The 18896-nt window shown below is 68.6% G+C and carries 13 protein-coding genes; 7 read left to right on the top strand and 6 right to left on the bottom strand.

Annotated features, from left to right (window positions below):
• Positions 1 to 2: 2 nt before the first annotated feature.
• Positions 3 to 1169 carry a nucleotide sugar dehydrogenase gene (locus Q9R17_RS07165; RefSeq protein WP_308157732.1) on the bottom strand — a complete coding sequence of 389 codons (1167 nt, stop codon included), beginning with the start codon at positions 1167 to 1169 and terminating at the stop codon, positions 3 to 5.
• A gap of 618 nt (positions 1170 to 1787) precedes the next feature.
• On the opposite strand from Q9R17_RS07165, the gene Q9R17_RS07160 reads away from it, so the two are divergent.
• The 5 genes from Q9R17_RS07160 (at position 1788) to Q9R17_RS07140 (ending at position 9842) form a co-directional block, all read left to right on the top strand.
• Positions 1788 to 4013 (top strand): polysaccharide biosynthesis tyrosine autokinase, encoded by a 2226-nt coding sequence (locus Q9R17_RS07160; RefSeq protein ID WP_308157731.1) that lies wholly within the window; start codon positions 1788 to 1790, stop codon positions 4011 to 4013.
• Positions 4014 to 4121: 108 nt separating this feature from the next.
• Complete coding sequence (gene ubiA / locus Q9R17_RS07155) at positions 4122 to 5015, top strand: 4-hydroxybenzoate octaprenyltransferase (protein WP_308157730.1); 894 nt, start codon at positions 4122 to 4124, stop codon at positions 5013 to 5015.
• A gap of 135 nt (positions 5016 to 5150) precedes the next feature.
• Positions 5151 to 6575, top strand: coding sequence for a TIGR00366 family protein (locus tag Q9R17_RS07150; RefSeq protein ID WP_308157729.1), 1425 nt, complete (start codon positions 5151 to 5153; stop codon positions 6573 to 6575).
• A gap of 526 nt (positions 6576 to 7101) precedes the next feature.
• Positions 7102 to 8397, top strand: a complete 1296-nt coding sequence (locus Q9R17_RS07145) for a hypothetical protein (RefSeq protein WP_308157728.1) — start codon at positions 7102 to 7104, stop codon at positions 8395 to 8397.
• A 38-nt stretch (positions 8398 to 8435) separates the two neighbouring features.
• A complete protein-coding gene (locus Q9R17_RS07140) occupies positions 8436 to 9842 on the top strand; it encodes a TPM domain-containing protein (RefSeq protein ID WP_308157727.1) in 1407 nt (468 codons plus the stop codon).
• A gap of 3 nt (positions 9843 to 9845) precedes the next feature.
• Here Q9R17_RS07140 and Q9R17_RS07135 read toward each other — a convergent pair whose 3' ends face one another.
• Positions 9846 to 10517, bottom strand: coding sequence for a VOC family protein (locus Q9R17_RS07135; RefSeq protein WP_308157726.1), 672 nt, complete (start codon positions 10515 to 10517; stop codon positions 9846 to 9848).
• Positions 10518 to 10788: 271 nt separating this feature from the next.
• On the opposite strand from Q9R17_RS07135, the gene Q9R17_RS07130 reads away from it, so the two are divergent.
• Together Q9R17_RS07130 and Q9R17_RS07125 are read left to right on the top strand one after the other, a co-directional pair.
• Positions 10789 to 13191, top strand: coding sequence for a TonB-dependent receptor (locus Q9R17_RS07130; RefSeq protein WP_308157725.1), 2403 nt, complete (start codon positions 10789 to 10791; stop codon positions 13189 to 13191).
• On the top strand, positions 13191 to 14489 hold the full coding sequence (locus tag Q9R17_RS07125; protein WP_308157724.1) for an aminotransferase class V-fold PLP-dependent enzyme: 1299 nt from the start codon (positions 13191 to 13193) through the stop codon (positions 14487 to 14489). The genes Q9R17_RS07130 and Q9R17_RS07125 overlap by 1 nt, the downstream gene beginning before the upstream one ends.
• Before the next feature lie 482 nt (positions 14490 to 14971).
• Here Q9R17_RS07125 and Q9R17_RS07120 read toward each other — a convergent pair whose 3' ends face one another.
• The 4 genes from Q9R17_RS07120 to Q9R17_RS07105 form a co-directional block, all read right to left on the bottom strand.
• Complete coding sequence (locus Q9R17_RS07120) at positions 14972 to 16357, bottom strand: PLP-dependent aminotransferase family protein (RefSeq protein ID WP_308157723.1); 1386 nt, start codon at positions 16355 to 16357, stop codon at positions 14972 to 14974.
• Between the two features lie 147 nt (positions 16358 to 16504).
• Positions 16505 to 17092 carry a DUF6436 domain-containing protein gene (locus tag Q9R17_RS07115; protein ID WP_308157722.1) on the bottom strand — a complete coding sequence of 196 codons (588 nt, stop codon included), beginning with the start codon at positions 17090 to 17092 and terminating at the stop codon, positions 16505 to 16507.
• On the bottom strand, positions 17089 to 17367 hold the full coding sequence (locus tag Q9R17_RS07110) for a hypothetical protein (RefSeq protein WP_308157721.1): 279 nt from the start codon (positions 17365 to 17367) through the stop codon (positions 17089 to 17091). Before Q9R17_RS07110 ends, Q9R17_RS07115 begins: the two co-directional genes overlap by 4 nt.
• A gap of 67 nt (positions 17368 to 17434) precedes the next feature.
• Entirely contained in the window at positions 17435 to 18850 is a 1416-nt protein-coding gene (locus tag Q9R17_RS07105; protein WP_308158303.1) for a PLP-dependent aminotransferase family protein, read from the bottom strand.
• Positions 18851 to 18896 lie beyond the last annotated feature (46 nt).

Here is an 18896-nt window from a genome sequence, read left to right as displayed (position 1 = left end):
ACTCAGTCCGCACCAAAGAGGTCGCGCGTGAAGACCTTCTCCGATACGTCGGCCAGTTCATCCGTGAGCCGGTTCGCCAGAATGATATCGGCCTCCTGCTTGAACTCGGCCAGCGAGGTACGGACCGGGGAATGGAAGAAATGCCCGGCCTTGTGGGAGGGCTCATGGACAATCACCTGGATGCCCTTGGCCTTTATGCGCTTCATGACGCCCTGGATGGCCGAGGAACGGAAATTGTCCGAGCCGGTCTTCATCGTAAGCCGGTAGATACCGACGGTTCCCGGGTTGCGCCGGATGATCTCGTTGGCGATGAAGTCCTTGCGCGTCCGGTTTGCTTCCACGATGGCGTGGATGAGGTTCTGCGGAACATCGCGGTAGTTGGCCAGCAGCTGTTTCGTATCCTTGGGCAGGCAGTAACCGCCATAGCCGAAAGACGGGTTGTTGTAGTGACTGCCGATCCGGGGGTCGAGGCCGACACCATCGATGATCTGCCGGGTCTGCAGACCGTGCGATGCCGCGTAGGTATCGAGTTCGTTGAAGAAGGCCACCCGCATGGCGAGGTAGGTGTTGGCGAACAGCTTGATGGCCTCCGCCTCGCTCGAATCGGTGAACAGCATCGGGATCTGTTCGGCCACCGCGCCCTCGGCCAGCAGGGCGGCGAACTGCTCCGCACGCGGGGAGCGCTCCCCCACGATGATCCGGCTTGGGTGCAGGTTGTCGTACAAGGCCCGGCCCTCACGCAGGAATTCGGGCGAGAAGATGATGTTGTCGGTGGCGAACCGTTCCTTCAACTGCTGCGTGCAGCCCACGGGTACCGTGGACTTGATGACCATCACCGCCGAGGGATTGATCGTCAGGACGTCGCGCACCACCGATTCGACGGACGCGATGTTGAAGCAGTCCGTCGCGGGGTCGTAGTCGGTGGGGGTGGCGATGACGACGAACGCGGCGCCTTCGCAGGCCTGGCGTGGATCAAGGGTCGCCCGCAGGTCCAGTGCGCGGTCGGCCAGGTAGGCCTCGATTTCCGGATCTGCTACCGGCGATATCCGTGCGTTGATCCTGTCGACACGCTCAGCGGAGATATCGAAGGCCACCACCTGGTGGTTCTGGGCGAGCAGTATCGCGTTGGATAAACCCACATAGCCGGTTCCGGCAACAGCAATCTTCATTGATCCAATGTCCATTTCATGTTGAGCGGAAAGGAGGGCGAACGCGCCCCATGCTTTCCGGCTGTGCTTCCTGCAGTGGATGCGCCGCAATGCGGCCCATGGCGTCCCGGGCCCTGGCAGGCGTACCTTCCCAGCCTGCGGATCGTACTACACGGCGTCGGCCCGGCCGGCGCCTGGCACGTCTGCGGGCCAGTGGTCTGCGGCACGCATCGCGCTGTGCGCGTAGAGGGTGCCGGTGGCTGCCAGCGGCGCCGTTGCATGCTGCGTATCACTGCTCCCCGGTGGGAAATGCGTGGCCGGATGGCCGCCAGAGGGTCGGCGATGATAACAGCGCCACCCTTCCGGCGGGGCGGACGGGCGGGCGCATCGCCCGTTCGTGGGCCGTCCTGCGCGCCTGCCGGGGGCCGTGCCCGGGGCAGGAGGAACCGATATGGGGTATGCTGACAGGCTGGCTGTACCCGGGGGGCCTGGCCAGTGGTGTGCCGGTGTCCGGGGAGGCGGGCACCTCAGCCTTGATCGATGCCGCCCAGGCAGGGAGCCGCTTGCGCGAAGCGTGCGGTTGTGGAATCAGTACGAACCGTCGGATATGACGATAGTTCCCGATATGAAGTGGAAGCGATGACTAAGCAAACGGATGCACGCGTAGCCAAGGACGACGAAGTTGATCTGCGGGAACTTCTGGGAACGTTGCTGGACCGCAAGTGGTGGATCATCGGTGCCACGGCGCTGTTCTTCATCGCCAGTGTCGTGTATGCCCTTGTCGCCGCGCCAGTCTATCAGGCCCAGGCCATGGTGCAGGTCGAGTCCAAGATGCCCTCGATCCCCGGGCTGGCGGACCTGGCGTCGCTGGGCGGAGGCGGAAGCACCGCGGCCACGACCGAAGTGGCATTGCTGACGTCGCGCACGGTCATTGGCACCGCCGTGGACCAGCTGCAGCTGGACACCGCCGTGGAGGTCCAGCGCTTCCCGCTGGTTGGCGGTTTCCTCGCCCGCAGGTTCAAGCCCCAGGATCCTGGGCAGATCGCATCGGCACCGCTGGGGCTGACCCGGTATGGCTGGGGCGGCGAAACCCTGGACATCCACCGGCTGACCGTACCTGCGCTGATGGTCGATACCCCGCTGGTGCTGGAAGCCGGTGACACCCCGGGCAGCTTCAGCCTTTCCGACCAGGACGGCGAACCGGTGCTGCGTGGCCAGGTGGGTACGGCGGCCACGGGCCGCGGCGTGACGCTGGAGGTGGCGGCCCTGCATGCCAACCCGGGCACGCGCTTCAACCTCACCAAGCTGCGCCGGCTCGATGTGATTGCCGACCTCCAGGAAGACATCAAGGCGTTCGAGCGCGGGAAGGATTCGGGCATCCTGCAGCTCAGCTACGAAAGCGTCGATGCCCTGCGTGCCGAGGCGCTGGTCCAGCGGGTCGCCGAAGGCTATGTCCGCCAGAATGTGGACCGCAGCTCCGCCGAAGCGGCGTCGCAGCTGCAGTTCGTCAAGGACCAGCTGCCGACCATCCGGCGCCAGGTCGAGCAGGCGCAGGAGGCGATGACCGCCTACCAGTCGCGTGCCAATTCGGTGGACATCACGCTGCAGACCAAGGGCCTGCTGGAACAGGAAGTGGCCGTCGAGGCAAGCATCCAGCAGCTGCGCCTGAAGCAGGCGGAAATGGACCGCAGCTTCACCCAGGAACACCCCGCCTACCGCGCGCTGCTCAAGCAGATCGGCGACCTGGAAGGCCGCAAGGCAGGGTTCCAGCGCCAGGTCGGCCAGTTGCCCGATACCCAGCAGGAACTGTTGCGCCTGACCCGCGACCTGCAGGTGAGCAATGAGCTGTATACCGCGCTGTTGAACCAGGCACAGCAGCTGGATGTGGCCCGCGCCGGTGCCGTGGGCAATGTCAGGATCGTCGACCCGGCCGTGGTGGACATCGCAAAGCCGGTCAAGCCGCGCAAGGCCCTGATCGTCGGCGTGGCGACCCTGCTGGGTGCGTTCCTGTCGATCGTCCTGGTGCTGCTGCAGCGCATGCTCAACCCCGGCATCGAAGACCCGGCGGATATCGAAGCGCTCGGCCTGCCGGTGTACGCGGCCATTCCGCTCAGCGTGTCCAACACGCTGCCGAAGCTGCGCAAGGGCAAGCACGGCACGCGGGTCATCGCCGATGGCCGCCAGCACCTGCTGGCCATCACCGCGCCGGCCGACCCGACCGTGGAAGCGCTGCGCAGCCTGCGCACCAGCCTGCACTTCGCCATGCTCGAGGCGAAGAACAACATCCTGGCCATTTCCGGCCCGCGCCCGGGCGTCGGCAAGACCTTCGTGTCGGCCAACCTGGCGGCCGTCATCGCCCAGGCTGGCCAGCGCGTGCTGGTCATCGATGCCGACATGCGCAAGGGCACGCTGCACAAGGTGCTGGGCGTGTCCCAGCACAATGGCCTGTCCGACGTGCTCGGTGGCAAGCTGGCCATCGAGGATGCCATCCATACGGCGGCCGGCATGGACAACCTGCAGTACATGGTCCGTGGCGATGTTCCGCCCAACCCCGCCGAACTGCTGATGCACCCGCGCTTCGTGCAGCTGCTGGAAACGGTGTCCAAGCAGTACGACCTGGTGATCGTGGATACCCCGCCGATCCTGGCCGTGACCGATCCCGCACTGGTCGCCACCCATGCCGGTTCCAGCCTGCTGGTCACCCGTTTCGGCGTGAACCAGGCCAAGGAGATCGAGCTGACGCTGCACCGTTTCGAACAGAACGGCGTGCAGATCAAGGGCGCGATCTTCAACGCGGTGGAGAAGCGTGCCACCGGCTACTACAGCTACGGCTACTACGAGTACAAATCCGACGCCAAGGCCTGACGCCACGGCCGGTGTGTGACCCGGGAGCCCGGTGCATTGCATGCACCGGGCTCTGTCGTTCCAGGGCAGGGCTGCCGGAACCGCGGGGCAGGGGAGTATCCTTGCACCATGTCTTCCCAACACCCCCTGCCGCCGGCCACTGCGCCCACGCCCCAATGGCGGCACTACTGGAAACTGATGCGCGCCGACCGCCCGATCGGCACCCTGCTGCTGCTCTGGCCCACCTGGTGGGCACTGTGGCTGGCGGCCGGCGGCCTGCCGCCGCTGTGGACGCTGTTCGTGTTCAGCGCCGGCGTCTGGCTGACCCGTTCGGCCGGTTGCGTCATCAACGATTACGCCGATCGCTGGCTGGATCCGCACGTCAAGCGCACCAAGGATCGCCCGCTGGCCAGTGGCGCGGTGCGTGGCCGTGCCGCGCTGGCGCTGTTCGCGGTGCTGATGCTGGTGGCCTTCGGCCTGGTGCTGACAATGAACGGGCTGACCATCGGCCTGAGTTTCGTCGGCATCTTCCTGGCCGCCAGCTACCCCTACCTGAAGCGCTACACCCACCTGCCGCAGGTCTACCTGGGCATGGCGTTCGGCTGGGGCATCCCGATGGCGTTCGCCGCCGTGCAGGGGCACGTGCCGGCGTTGGGCTGGCTGCTGTACGCGGCCAACATCCTGTGGTCCACCGCGTATGACACCTGGTATGCGATGGTCGACCGCGATGACGACCTGAGGATGGGCTCGCGCTCCACGGCCATCCTGTTCGGTGAACTGGACCTGGTGATCCAGGGGGTGCTGTACGCCTTGTTCCTGGCCACGATGGCGCTGGTGGGCGTGCGCGGCGGGCTGGGCGGCTGGTACGTGCTGGGCCTGCTGGTGGCGGGTGGGCTGGTGGCCTATGAATTCTGGCTGGCCCGCCATCGCGAGCGCGAGCCGTGCTTCAAGGCATTCCTGCACAACAACTGGGTAGGCGCAGCGCTGTTCGCCGGCCTGGCGCTGGACCTGGCGCTGCGCTGAGTCGGTGCAGGGGTGTGGCGGGGCCTCCACGCAGGGCGTGGATCGACCGGTCCGCCCCTGCCTACGACCAATAGGCGACTGACAGCCCCGCCCGCGCCACCGAGAATCGATCCATCGAACCGGGGAGGGTGGGCGATGGCCGTGACGGCAGCAGGACAGGATGGCTGGATGGCGCGCGCCGCGTTGCGCTCGGCGGCCTGGGCGGAAAAGTGGTTCCCGGATGCATACGTGTTCGCGGTGCTCGGCGTGGTCATCGTCGCGCTGGCGGCGATGGGCTTCGGCAGTTCGCCGCAGACCACCGCGCAGTCGTTCGGCGAAGGCTTCTGGAGCCTGATTCCCTTCACCATGCAGATGGCCTTCGTGGTCATCGGTGGCTATGCCGTGGCGACCGCGCCGGTGGTGGCACGCTTCATCGCGCTGCTGGCACGGGTGCCGCGCACCGGGCGCGGCGCGGTGGTGTACGTGGGGCTGGTCAGCATGCTCGCGTCGTTGCTGAGCTGGGGGTTCTCGCTGGTGTTTGGTGGCCTGCTGGTACGCGCCTTGGCCCGTCGCACCGACCTGCGCATGGACTACCGTGCCGCCGGCGCCTCGGCCTACCTGGGCCTGGGCGCCGTGTGGGCGATGGGGCTGAGCTCGTCGGCCGCGCAGCTGCAGGCCAACCCGGCCAGCATGCCGCCCGGGCTGGTGGAGATCACCGGCGTGCTGCCCTTCACCGAAACCATTTTCCTGTGGCAGTCGATCGTGCTGACGGCCGTGCTGATCCTGGTGTCGCTGCTGGTGGCGTGGCTGACCGCGCCGGCCGCCGGCAGTGCGCGCACCGCGCAGGATTTCGACGGGGCCGCGCAGGCCGAACCGGTGCCGCTGCAGCGGCGCACGCGCCCGGGCGAATGGCTGGAATACAGCCCGCTGCTGACGGTGCTGCTCTCGCTGCTGGCGTTCGGCTGGTTGTTCAATGAATTTGCCAGCAAGCCGGTGGTCACGGCCATCGCCAACCTCAATACCTACAATTTTCTGTTCATTTCGCTGGGCCTGCTGCTGCACTGGCGGCCGCGCAGCTTCCTCGACGCCGTGGCCAAGGCGGTGCCCAGCACCACCGGCGTGCTGATCCAGTTCCCGCTGTACGGCGGCATCGCGATGATCCTCACCCATGCGGCCGGTGGGGATGGCCAGACACTGGCGCACCGGCTGTCCACGCTGTTCGTGCATGTCGCCAGTACCGACACCTTCGCGCTGGTGATGGGCGTGTACTCGGCGGTGCTGGGCTTCTTCGTGCCCTCCGGTGGTGGCAAGTGGATCATCGAGGCGCCGTACGTGATGCAGGCCGCCAACGAACTGCAGGCGCACCTGGGCTGGGCGGTCCAGGTCTACAACGCGGCCGAGGCACTGCCGAACCTCATCAACCCGTTCTGGATGCTGCCCCTGCTGGGCGTGCTGGGGCTGAAAGCACGTGACATCGTGGGCTTCACGTTCCTGCAGCTGCTGGTGCACATCCCGCTGGTGCTCGGGCTGCTGTGGCTGCTGGGCATGACCCTGGAGTACGTGCCGCCGGTGATGCCCTGAGCGCAACGGCGAGGCTGCCGGGCGCCTGAACAGGGCCTGCGCGGGCCGGGGCATGACCACATGCCGATCGGCGATGAATCGACCGGGGGCTTGTGCCGCAAGCCCCTTTGCCTGTTCAGCGTGCGCCGGTCACGGTGGCCTGCACGTATTGCCACAAGGGGTTAACTTCGTGCTGCACACGATGGGCCCGACCACGGCATTCCGCACGTGGCATCGGAGACGGACATGGCCCAGAAGCAGCAGAACCAGCACGATACCCAGCGCGACCAGCAGCAACAGCAGCAGGACCAGCAGCGCAACCAGAACCAGCAGCAGGGCTGGCAGGACGAAGAAGAGTAAGCGCGCGTGCCGGTGGTACCCCAGGCCCCGCTCCGGCGGGGCCTGTTGCATCCGGTGCCGCCACGGTGGTGCTGCCACATCCGGTGCAGATCCTGCACCGTGCGGCAAAACAGGAGCGTGCCGCGATGCCCATGCTGGACCCCTGCCATGGCCAACCGGCCGTGGACCTTCCGCAGGGAGTCGAGGCATGGGCATCATCGATGGCACGCCGCTGCAATGGCAGCGCATCCAGCAACGTGAGCAGGCGCAGCTGCGCCAGGAAGCGGACGTGATCTTCAGCAGCGTCTTCCTCGGCTTCCTCGAGGACGGGCTGGGCAAAGGCGTGGCACTGCGCTGGGATGTGGAACCGGTGGCCGATGCGGCCTCGGCCGAGGCCAAGGCGGCTGAGCGCGAACAGCAGCAGATGCGCGCGGTGCTGGCGCGGCTGGTGCAGCTGACCGGCAGCCACGCCGACGTGACCGTGGGCAGCAGCCCCGGCTACGACGCCAAGACCCTGCAGATCGGTATTGCCGCCACGCGCGGCACGCAGCGCGACGTGCGTCCGATCGCCTGGAACGAGGGCGTGGCCACGCGCATCCGCAACGTCATCCGGCAACGTACGACCGACTGCCCGCGCTGCCGATTCCCGGTGCCTGATGATTCGCTGGCCAGCCTCAACCTGGACCAGGAGTTTGGCGCCTACTACGGCATCGTCGACCATCCGGCCAACAGCAATCCGCTGCTGGTCAGTTCCGTGCGGCGGCTGATCGAGGGCGACCAGGAAGGCGGCCGCTGGCTGAGCGATGAGAGTTACCAGGGCTTGATCTACAACAAGGCTACCGGCCCGGCATCGGCGCTGAAGCAGGCCGGCTCGATCGAACCGACCGATCTGATCCAGCGCTGGGGCGCCGAGCGCCGCGACCAGGTCTGCGGCTACTGCCACGGCATGGTCTGGGCCATCGCGCAGGTGGCCTGCAACTTCCCCGACGGCCACGCCTACGAGCTGGGCCTGGGCCGCAATACGCACAAGCTGGCCTCCTGCTTTGGCTGCAGCACCTTCCTGTTCGCCAATGGCTACGTGCCCAGCTCGATGCACCTGGGCCGTTCCGAATCCTGGGTGCCACTGCCGGAGCAGGCCGATGCGCCGGCCCTGTTCAATATCGGCAGCGATGGCCTGGCCACCGCACAGGGCCCCACGGCAGACCACCACCAGCGCTTCCTTGCCCTCAACGCGGCCTGGGCACAGGCGGTCGCGCGCTGGATGGTGACGGGGGCGCGGCAGCTGGCGCGCGCCGAGCCCGGCAAAGCCGTGGAAAAATGGGTCCGTCCCCAGGCCGAGCTGCTGCTGGCACAGATCGAACAGCGCCGGCAGCACCACCGTCAGGCGCGCGAGCGCGCGGAGCGTGCCGTGGCAAACCTGTTCCTGGATGCGTTGACCGTCCATGACAAGGATCTGCTGCGCCTGTCGCGGGTGGTGGTGCCGCCGCCGGTGGCCACCGCCTGATCTTTGCCGCCACGGTGGAGCTGGGGCATGCTGCGTGCATGGAGATCCAACCTGCATCGCGCGTTTGCCCGGGGCCGTGGTGGCCGCTGCTCCTGGCCGTCCTGTGCATTCTGCTGCCCCCCCTGGCGGCCGCACAGGCGGCCAGTCCCATTCCCGCACTGGCCGATCCGGTGGTGGACAGCGCGGGTGTGCTGTCGGCCGGAACCGCCGGACAGCTGCGCCAGCAGGCGTATGACCTGCAGGCGCGCAAAGGGGCCCAGCTGCAGGTGCTGCTGGTCGACCATGCCGGTGATGAAGGCATCGAAGCCTATGCGCAGCGGGTGTTCGACCAGTGGGCGCTGGGCCGGGCGGGCATCGACGACGGGGTGCTGATGGTGGTGGCGGTGAAGGACCGCCGCGTGCGCATCCAGACTGGCTACGGGCTGGAAGGCGCGATTCCCGATGCCTATGCCCGGCGCATCATCGACGGTGCCGTGCTGCCCCGCTTCCGCCAGGGCGATATCGACCAGGGTGTGCTGGATGGCACGGCGCTGCTGGTCACGCTGATCGAGGGTGAGCCGTTGCCACCGCTGGAAGCGGAGGGGCGCAACGTGCTGCCGTCGGACTGGCGACGCATCGATACGCTGGTGCTGGCGGCGCTGCTGGCCGGTGCTGGCATCGGCGTGCTGTTCTCGCCCACGACGGCACAGGCCGATGCACAACAGCAGGCCGAGCGTGCGCAGCAGCGGCACAACCGCCGCCGCGGCCGGCAGGTCGCCGGTGCGACGACGACACGCCACCGGCGCTGGCCGTGGTGGTGGCGCCCGCTGGCCACTGTCCTGGTGATCGGCGGCGCGTTGTCCGTGGTGGCCGCCTGGCTGCCCGGGCAGTGGGTGGCATTCGTGTTCATTCTCGGCATCGGCGTGCCGGTGGCCACGCTGCTGGGCTGGCTGTGGCGGCGCGTGCGCGGGCTGCGCATCGGCGTGTACGCGATGCTGGCCACCAGCGCGGTGTTCGCCGGCGTGATGCTGGCAAGCGGGCAGCCCGCCCCGGCGCTGGTGCTGCACGCCGTGGTCAACCTGGCCGTGGGCATCGCGGTGATGCTGGTGGCGTTCCTGGTCGGGGCCTGTCGGGCCCGCTGGCGGCAAAGCCGGCGCAGCTTTGCCGTGCGCGCCAGCGTGCTGGGGCTGCTGACCGCCGGCTACGCACTGCTGGTGCTGCACCTGTCCACGGCGGCGGCGAGCGCCGAGGAAGGCCGCACACTGGCGCTGATCCTGTCGGTGGTCGGCAGCTTCTTCCTTTACTTCGCCTGGGTGCTGGGCATGAGTTCGCTGCAGAAGGGGTACGGGGGCGGCCGCAGCGGTTCCAGCGGTTCATCCGGCCGCTCCAGCACGAGCAGTTCGTCCAGCAGCTGGTCCGGCGGCGGTGGCAGCAGTGGCGGTGGCGGCGCCTCGGGCAGCTGGTGATGCTCAGGCGGCGCGCAGCTGCCAGCCCTGCGCGGCATCGGCCAGGCCCGCGCCTGCGCTCACGCCGGCCAGGCGCAGCTGCAACCCGCGTGCGGACGGCAGGTCCTTGCCTTCGGGGAACCAGCGCCGCGCGGCATCCACCACGATCAGCAGGCCTTCGTCATCGCCCATCGGCGCGAACTGCGGGGTAGGCGGTGACAGTGCCTGCAGGCCGAAATCGGCTTCCAGGCGCGTGCGCAGGCCATCGACATCGGTGCTGGGCAGGCCGACTTCGCTCAGGCTGGTCAGCTCGCTGCCGTGGAACGGGCCGCTGCGGCTGCCGACGGGCAGGCGGCGGCGACCGATCAGTTCCAGCACCATGCCATCGGGCCCGGTGAAGTACACCGACTGCGACTGCCAGTTGCTTTCGAGCACGAAGTAATCGATGCCGTCCGGGTTGCGTTGCAGCGGTGCGCGTTCGCGCAGCCAGCCGATGGCGGCGGCGAAGCGGTCGTCCGGCACGTTGAACGCCAGGTGCACGCCGCCCACCGGCAGCGCGCCGGCCGGCACCAGCGTGATCGTGCTCCAGCCGATGCGTACCGCATTGCCTTCCACCGGCTGCTGCAGCACATCGCGGAAGTAGCGTGCGGTGGCGGCGACATCGGACACCGGCAGGGAGAGTTCAAGAATGCGCATGGCATGGCCTCTTTTGCGGGTCTCCCACTCTAGTCCCGGCCTGCGTTGCCGGCCCGTCCCATGGCTGGAACACAGCGACCGTTCATGCCCGCAGGCAGTGGTGCGGCCAGGACAGCCGCCGAGATTGTTTCATTGGCATTAAAGGCGCGTGCACGCAGCTGTCGTGCGCACGTCATCCCTCCTTCACACATCCCCCCGAGACTGCGCCGCTTGTCCAGGCCTGCCGTGCGCTGCGCGGCCCTGGCCCTGCCCGCCTTCCCGGAGTCCTGCCGTGCACCGTCGCCTGCTTTCGCGTTCGATCCTCCTTGCCCTTGGCACCGTCAGCGCAGGAGGCGCGATCGCAGCAGAGGCCGCCGCGGCCGAGGCCAGCGCTGCGGCCGGCACTGCGCCGACCCAGCTCGATGCGATGCTGGTCACCGGCACGCGCGCCTCCAACCGCACCCAGTTCGAAACGCTGGCACCGGTGGATGTGTTCACCAAGGAAGACATCAAGTCGGTCGAATCGACCGACCTGAAGGACGTGCTGGCGCAGCTGGTGCCGTCGTTCGTGGTGCAGCGCCTGCCGATGGCCGATGGTCAGGTGTTCGTGCGCCCGGCCACGCTGCGCGGGCTGTCGCCGGACCAGACCCTGGTGCTGGTCAATGGCCGCCGCTTCCATCGCAGTGCGCTGCTGGGCAACCGCGGCGCACAGGCCGCAGACCTGGCGCAGATTCCGACCAGCGCCATCAAGCGCATCGAAGTGCTGCGCGATGGCGCGTCGGCACAGTACGGTTCGGATGCCATCGCCGGTGTCATCAACATCATCCTCGAAGACGGCCCGGGTACCGAGATCACGGCCGGCTACTCGCAGTACTCGCAGGGTGATGGCGCCTCGCGTGACTTCAGCGCCCGCACCGGCTGGGCCCTGGGGGACTACGGCAGCCTGACCGTGTTTGCCGAAACCTCCGATTCGGACGCCACCTCGCGCACCCGCCAGCGTCCGGATGCGATCGCCTTCCAGGCGGCCCATCCCACCCTGGCCGTGCCCAACCCGGTGCAGCGCTGGGGCCAGCCGGACCTGGAAAGCCGCCGTGTGGGCTTCAACCTGAAGGCCAACCTCAGCGACACGCTGGAAGCCTATGCGTTCGGCCTGTACAGCCACAGCGATGGCGTGAGCGACTTCAACTGGCGCAACCCCGATACCACCGCCGGCGCGTACCGCACCACGCCGATCTTCCCCGGCTGGAACCTGCGTGACCTGTACCCGGTGGGCTTCAGCCCGAAGTACGGCAACGTGCAGAACGACCTGCAGCTGGTCGGTGGCCTGCGCGGTGAGATCACCCCCAAGCTGCGCTGGGATGTCAGCGCGTCCTATGGCCGCAACGCCATCGACTACAGCCTGGACAATTCGATCAATGCGTCGCTGGGCCCGAAGAGCCCGACCTCGTTCGACCTCGGCCGTCTGACCCAGACCGAGAAGAACGCCAATGCCGATTTCAACTACGAATGGGACGTGGCGGCGCTGTCCAAGCCGATCAACGTCGCCTTCGGTGGTGAGTTCCGCCAGGAGATCTACCAGGTGCGCGCCGGTGATCCGGCCTCCTATGCGGTGGGCCCGGGCGCAGCCGCAGGCCTGGAAGCCAACGCCAACGGTGCGCCGGGCTTCTCGGCCAGCCAGGCCGGGCAGTGGGACCAGCGCAGCAAGGCAGCCTACGTCGACATGGAAGTGCCGCTGGGCAACCGCTGGAGCATCGGTGCCGCCGGCCGCTATGAAGACTTCTCCAGCTTCGGCAGCACCGTGGACGGCAAGCTGTCGGCGCGCTTCGAGATCACCCCGGATGTGGCCCTGCGCGGCACGGTGTCCACCGGCTTCCGCGCACCGACGCCGGCCCAGCTCAACACCACCAGCACCACCCAGGGCCTGGACACGCGCACGCTGCAGATCTTCACCAGCGGCCGCCTGTCGCCCAACGATCCGCTGGCACAGCTGCTCGGTGCCAAGCCGCTGAAGCCGGAAGAATCGCGCACCGCGTCGCTGGGCCTGACCTGGCGCACCGGCATGGGCCTGTCCGGTTCGGTGGATGTGTACCGCATCAAGCTCAGCGACCGCTTCAGCCAGTCGGCCAGCTTCGCCATTCCCGCCGGCACGCCCAACCCGCTCGGCTATACCTCGGTGAACTACTTCACCAACGACTTCGACACCACCACCACCGGTGTCGACGTGGTGGGCAACTACCTGCGCGACCTCGGCGCCGGCCGCATGACGCTGACCCTGGCCTACAACTTCAACCGCACCCGCGTGGACAGCGGCAGCACCTCGGTGGCCACCAACGAGACCCAGCGCATCCTGTTCGAAGAGCGCCTGCCGGAACACAAGGGCAGCTTCACCGGCAACTGGGAGACCGGCCCGTGGTCGTTCATGGCGCGCGTGCGCTACTACGGCCCGTGGACCGATTCCACCGGTAATGCGGTGGGGGACATCTACCAGCGTTTCGGCGAGATGGCGTTCCTCGACCTGGCCGCCAGCTACCGCTTCAACGACCACCACAGCCTGCGCGTGGGCGCGGACAACGTGCTCAACAGCTACCCGGACGAAGCGACCTTCCAGGCCAGCCGTGGCCTGATCTATTCGCGCAACGCGCCGTACGACACCGATGGTGGCAACCTGTACGCGCAGTACCGGTTCACCTACTGATGGACCGGACCCGCCGCTCCCTGCTGCAGGCCGGTGCATTGCTGCCGGCCGGCAGCGCGTTCGGGGCGCTGGCCGCCACCGCCGCACGCCAGGCACCGCCGCGCCCGATTCCGGTACCGACGGTGGCACCGGAGGTACTGGCGCGGGATGAGGTGTACTGGGAGGCCGTGGCCAGCCACTTCGACATCACCCAGGACGTGAACCACCTGGAGAACGGCTACTGGGGCGCGATGGGTCGGGAAACGCTGGCCGCCTACCAGCGCCACACCGCCGAGGTGAACCGGGGCAATGCCTGGTACGGCCGCCAGGCGTTCCCGCGCCAGTACCTGGCCGTGCGCCAGCAGGTGGCGCAGCTGCTGGGCGTGGGCGAGGAGGAGATCGCGCTTACACGCGGGGCGACTGAAGCATTGCTGGCCCTGATCGGCGGCTACAACCGGCTCGCCGCAGGCGACCAGGTGCTGTATGCCGATGTCGACTACGACAGCATGATCAGCGCGATGCAGTGGCTGCAGCAGCGGCGCGGAGTGCAGGTGGAGCGCATCGCACTGCCGGCCACGCCAACCCGCGAGCAGATCCTGCAGGCCTACGATGCCGCGTTCGCGCGCCTGCCGCGCCTGAAGCTGGTGCTGTTGACCCAGGTCAGCCACCGCCATGGGCTGGTGCTGCCGGTGGCCGACATCGCCGAGCGCGCACGGGCGCGTGGCATCGACGTGATCGTCGACGCCGCCCATGGCTTCGGCCAGATCGACTACCGCGTGCCGGACCTGAACGCCGATTTCGTGGGCATCAACCTGCACAAGTGGATCGGCGCACCGGTCGGGGTGGGCGCGATGTATGTGCGCCAGGGGCGGGTGAAGGATCTGGACCCCTACATGGGCCAGGCCGAGGATGGCCGCATCACCAGCCGCGTGCATACCGGTACGGTCAATTTCGCGGCCTACCTGGCGCTGCCGGAGGCGATCGCGCTGCACCAGCAGATCGGTGCGGCCAACAAGCAGGCGCGGTTGCGCTACCTGCGCGAGCGCTGGACGGTGCCCGCCCGGCAGATGGCCCACCTGCAGGTGCTGTCATCGCCGGACCCGGCCCTGGCCAGCGCGCTGGCCAGCGTGCGCCTGCGCGGGCGCAGCAGCGTGGCCGACAACATGGCCCTGCAGAAGCGCCTGCTGGATGCGCATCAGATCTTCACCACCTGGCGTGACGGCCTGGACTCCGGCGCATGCGTGCGGGTGACACCGTCGGTGTTCACCCGGCCTGCGCAGATCGATGCACTGGTGCAGGCGCTGGCGGCGCTGGCCTGAGAGTGCTGCGTTGGTGGGGCCCGATTCTGGTTGGCCAGGCATCCACGGTGTAATGCATCCACGCATGGCGTGGATCTACGGTGCGCGATCGTTCTGGGGCATCCACGCATGGCGTGGATCTACGGTGGGTGATCGTTCCGGGGTATCCACGCATGGCGTGGATCTACGGTGGGCGATCGTTCTGGGGTATCCACGCACGGCGTGGATCTACGGTGCGCGATCGTTCTGGGGTATCCACGCATGGCGTGGATCTACGGTGCGCGACCGTTCTGGGGTATCCACGCATGGCGTGGATCTACGGTGGGTGATCGTTCTGGGGTATCCACGCATGGCGTGGATCTACGGGGGGTGATCGTTCTGGGGTATCCACGCATGGCGTGGATCTACGGGGGGGATTGTTCCGGGGCATCCACGCAGGGCGTGGATCCACCCGGTGCGGGGATGTTGTAGATCCACGCCATGCGTGGATGCGTGCCCCACCGTTACCGGTCATGCGTCGGCGGCGCATCGGACAACAACAGGTGATCGATCCGCTGCAGCGCGCTTTCCAGCTGCCGGCGGTCGGCGGCCAGCCCCAGCGACAGCCGCACGCCGCGGTCGAACGGCGCATCCGGCGGGCAGAACGATGACGACGGTGCGAGCGCCATGCCCTGCAACTGCGCGCGGTGCACCAGCGCACGGTCGGTCCATGCCGGTGGCAACCGGCACCAGGCGTGCAGCCCGGCGGCATTCACCAGCAACGAAGGCGCCAGCAGGTAACGCGCCATGCGCACGCGCTCGTGTGCTTCGGCACGCACCTGGTCCCGCAGCGCCTGCGCCGAACCGTCCAGCAGCAACTGGCTGGCCAGCGCGGATACCAGCGGGTGGCCCATCAGGCGCGTGGCGCGCAGTGCACGCGCCATCGCGCCGGCATGGGCGGGCGAAGGGCAGTGCACGAACGCGGTGCGCAGGCCGGGGCTGATCACCTTCGACAACGTCGCCACATGGAACACGTGCCGGGGGGCCAGCGTGGCCAGCGGCGGCGGTGCATCCTCGGCCAGGTGCCAATAAGGATCGTCCTCGATCGCCAGCAGGTGTTCGCGCTCCAGCACCTGTGCCAGTTCAACCCGGCGTGGCGCCGGCACGGTCAGCGCGGTGGGGTTGTGGCAGGTGGGGTTGAGATAGACCAGCCGCGCCGCGCAGGCGCGTGCCTGCCGGGCCAGCGCCTGCGGGCACATGCCCTGCGCATCGCCCTCCACCACCACCAGCGGGCGGCCGAGCGCGCTGGCCGCCTGCAGCAGGCCGGGATAGACCAGCCGGTCGCACAGGACCGGGCTGCGGTCGTTGCCCTGGCTGAGCAGGATCGCCGACAGGGCCACCTGTGCGCCTTCGGTCAGCAGCAGGCAGCCATCGTCCACCGTGCCGAGCATCGGCTGCAGCCAGCGCGCTGCGGCGTGGCGGTCGGTCGGGTTGCCGCCGCCGAGGTGGTAGCGCATCAGGTCCGGTGCGTTGCTGCGCGCAAGCACGGCTGCCGCGCCACGGCGCAGCAGGTCGGCCAGTGCGTTGGGGTCCGGCACCGGCGGCAGGTTCATGCTCAGGTCCAGCGGCTGCGCAAAGCCGGCCTTGGGCGGGGCGATGAAACTGCCCTGCGGTCCGCGTGCTTCGATCAGCCCGCGCTTGCGCGCTTCATCGAAGGCGCGCGTCACGGTGGTCAGGTCGATGCCCAGCTGCTGCGCCAGCGCCCGCTGCGAAGGCAGGCGCTGCCCCGGCGAGAGGCCACCGGCATGCAGCGTGCGCTCCAGCGCGGTGACCACGCGCAGGTAGAGCGGACCACTGCCGGCCAGCGCGCCGCGTACCCAGTCGGTGCCCGCGACACCGTGTCGCGGCATGTAGGGAGCATGTCGGGCGCTATCGTTGCTGGCGACGGCGGACGCCTGTCCACAACCATCGGTCGGTTGGGGCAGGTGGCCGCCGTTGTTGTGTGCGCTGGCCGCAGCAGGCGGCGCGTGTGCAGGCAGGCCCGGCATGGCAGCGTGTCAGCGTGCGTCGTGCCAGGGGCAGTAGCAGCCCACCGCCAGCAGCCCGCGTGGGCGCACCGTCTGCCCGGCCACCAGCTTGTCCAGGATCGGTTCGACGAAGCTGTTGGCCGAGTTGCACACCATGCCGATGCTGTACGGGCCGGCATAGGCCAGGTGGCCGCTGCCATCCCAGATCGCCACGGCCGGGCTGGCCGGGATGTGCTCGATGCCCGCAAGGGTGGGCAGTTCGGTGAGGCGCCCGCGCAGGTGCGCGGGCAGTTCGCCCTGCGTACCCGGCCGGCGCACGGCGTAGAAATCAACGTTGGCGCGGCGGTACATGCTGATCAGGTAGCTCAGGTGCGCGCCGGTTTCGCGGTTGCACACGGTGCAGGCCGGGTCCCAGAAGTGCACCACGCGGATGCGGCCGGTAGCACCGGCCAGCGCGGCGGGCAGGCGCAGCTGGGTATCGTCGAAGACGATGGCCTGTTCGCTGAAACGGGCCTGCGCGCCGTAGCCGAAGTAGTTCCACAACGCCACGCCGGTGCCGGCCATGAACAGGCAGCCCAGGGCGATGCCCCAGCGCAACGCGCGCCGCCGTGGCTTCACGACGGGTCACCGTCCGGCAGCCCGCCATCGCCGAACTTGTGCAGGTACTGCCTGCGCATTTCGCCGCAGGAATCGGCCAGGGCGCGGCGCTGGATTTCGGTCCGTGCCGGGTCGCGGCTGCGCTGCAGGCAGCGCTCGATGGCCCGCGCTTCGCCGGCTTGCACCTGCGCGGTCTGGGGGCGGGTGCAGACATAGGCCAGCGAGGCCAGGGCCAGCAGCACGATGCCGGCGCAGCCGGCCATCACGGCGTGGAAGGTCAGTCGGTCCCGTTGCATCGGGTCACACACATATCCATACAAGAATCAAACAATATCATTTTTGTATGGATATCGGCCCGGCCGGTCAGACGATGGCCGGGCTCCGCGTCTCAGGCACATCCGAGATGATCTCGGTCAGTCGGGTCAGAGCGGCGCTCAGGCTGGCCTGGTCGACGGCCCCGCCCAGTGACAGGCGGATCGCGTGGCCGGGCTGTTCCTCGGTGCTGAAGGCTTCGGAGCTGGCAATGCCCAGCCCCTGCGCCTGCGCGGCCTGGATCAGCCGGTACTGATCCAGCCGCGCCGGCAGCGGCAGCCACACGTGCAGGCCGGCCGGATGGGCCTGGTAGGGCTGCGGCAGCAGGCGCGCGGCAATCTGCTGGCGCTGGCGCAGCTCCTGCTGGAAGCGCTGCACCATGTCGGTGGCCAGGCCGCTGCGGATCCACTGCGAAGCCACCGCCACCATCGACTGGGTGGGCATCAGCGCGATCGAGCGCAGCGCGTCCAGCAGCGGCTCCATCGGTTCGCCGGCCGGCACCACCAGGTAGGCGGTGCGCAGGCCCGGCGCCAGGCACTTGGACAGGGTCGACACGTAGTACACCGGTGCCTGCGGGTGGCTGCCGGTGGCCAGTGGCGGCGGCGCATCGCCGGCCAGCAGCCAGTAGGGATCGTCCTCGACCACGGCAATGCCGTGGCGGCGCGCGATCGCCAGCAGGGCCTGGCGGCGGCCGGCCGACATCGTCGCGGTGGTCGGGTTCTGGATGGTCGGCACCAGGTACAGCAGCGCCGGCACGCGGACCTGGCAGGCCGCTTCCAGCGCCTCGGGCAGCATGCCCTCGGCATCCATCGCGATCGGTGCCACCGCCCGCTGCAGCACGCGCGCGGCGGCCAGCAGGCCGGGGTAGGTCAGCTGCTCGGCGGCGATCACATCGCCCGGCTGGGTGCGGGCCAGGATCACCGCGCACAGGGCGGTCTGCGCACCGGGGCAGACGATCACCCGCTCGCTGGCGACCGGCCCGAGCATCGGCGCCAGCCACTGCGTGGCGGCGGCACGGTCTTCGCGGCTGCCGGCACCGACGTGGTAGCTCATCAGTTCGCCCTGGCCCAGCTGGGCACCCAGGTGCGCAAAGCCCTGTTCCATGCCCTGCGCGAAGGCCTGGCTGCCCAGCAGCGGCGGGATGTTCATGCTCAGGTCCACCGACGAGCGCGCGCTGTTGCCGGCCGACAGGGCGATGAAGGTGCCGCCGGCACCCTGGGCATCCAGCAGGTCGGCCTGGCGCAGCTCGTTGTAGGCGCGGGTGACGGTGGTCAGGTCCACGCCCATCAGCTGGGCCAGGTCGCGCTGCGGCGGCAGCCGGTCACCGGCATGCAGCACGCCATCGTCCACCGCCTCGCGCACCTGCTGTGCGATCTGCAGGTACAGCGGGCCGGCCCCGTCGCGGAACGGGCGGACCCAGGTGCGGTTGGGCTTCTTCAGGCGTCGGCCGGCGCTCGGCTGCTGCATCGGGTCAGGTCCTTCCATGCAAGAGGGTGCATATAGCCATACAATG

Source organism: Stenotrophomonas sp. 24(2023), from assembly GCF_030913365.1.
GTDB lineage: Bacteria > Pseudomonadota > Gammaproteobacteria > Xanthomonadales > Xanthomonadaceae > Stenotrophomonas.
This window is presented reverse-complemented; position numbering and strand designations above follow the sequence as displayed.

Bases quoted from the DNA above. Each gene is read 5' to 3' on its own strand.
- Q9R17_RS07165 (WP_308157732.1), bottom strand. From the start codon at position 1,169: ATGAAGATTGCTGTTGCCGGAACCGGCTATGTGGGTTTATCCAACGCG.
- Q9R17_RS07160 (WP_308157731.1), top strand. From the start codon at position 1,788: ATGACTAAGCAAACGGATGCACGCGTAGCCAAGGACGACGAAGTTGAT.
- ubiA (WP_308157730.1), top strand. From the start codon at position 4,122: ATGTCTTCCCAACACCCCCTGCCGCCGGCCACTGCGCCCACGCCCCAA.
- Q9R17_RS07150 (WP_308157729.1), top strand. From the start codon at position 5,151: ATGGCCGTGACGGCAGCAGGACAGGATGGCTGGATGGCGCGCGCCGCG.
- Q9R17_RS07145 (WP_308157728.1), top strand. From the start codon at position 7,102: ATGGGCATCATCGATGGCACGCCGCTGCAATGGCAGCGCATCCAGCAA.
- Q9R17_RS07140 (WP_308157727.1), top strand. From the start codon at position 8,436: ATGGAGATCCAACCTGCATCGCGCGTTTGCCCGGGGCCGTGGTGGCCG.
- Q9R17_RS07135 (WP_308157726.1), bottom strand. From the start codon at position 10,517: ATGCGCATTCTTGAACTCTCCCTGCCGGTGTCCGATGTCGCCGCCACC.
- Q9R17_RS07125 (WP_308157724.1), top strand. From the start codon at position 13,191: ATGGACCGGACCCGCCGCTCCCTGCTGCAGGCCGGTGCATTGCTGCCG.
- Q9R17_RS07120 (WP_308157723.1), bottom strand. From the start codon at position 16,357: ATGCCGCGACACGGTGTCGCGGGCACCGACTGGGTACGCGGCGCGCTG.
- Q9R17_RS07110 (WP_308157721.1), bottom strand. From the start codon at position 17,367: ATGCAACGGGACCGACTGACCTTCCACGCCGTGATGGCCGGCTGCGCC.
- Q9R17_RS07105 (WP_308158303.1), bottom strand. From the start codon at position 18,850: ATGCAGCAGCCGAGCGCCGGCCGACGCCTGAAGAAGCCCAACCGCACC.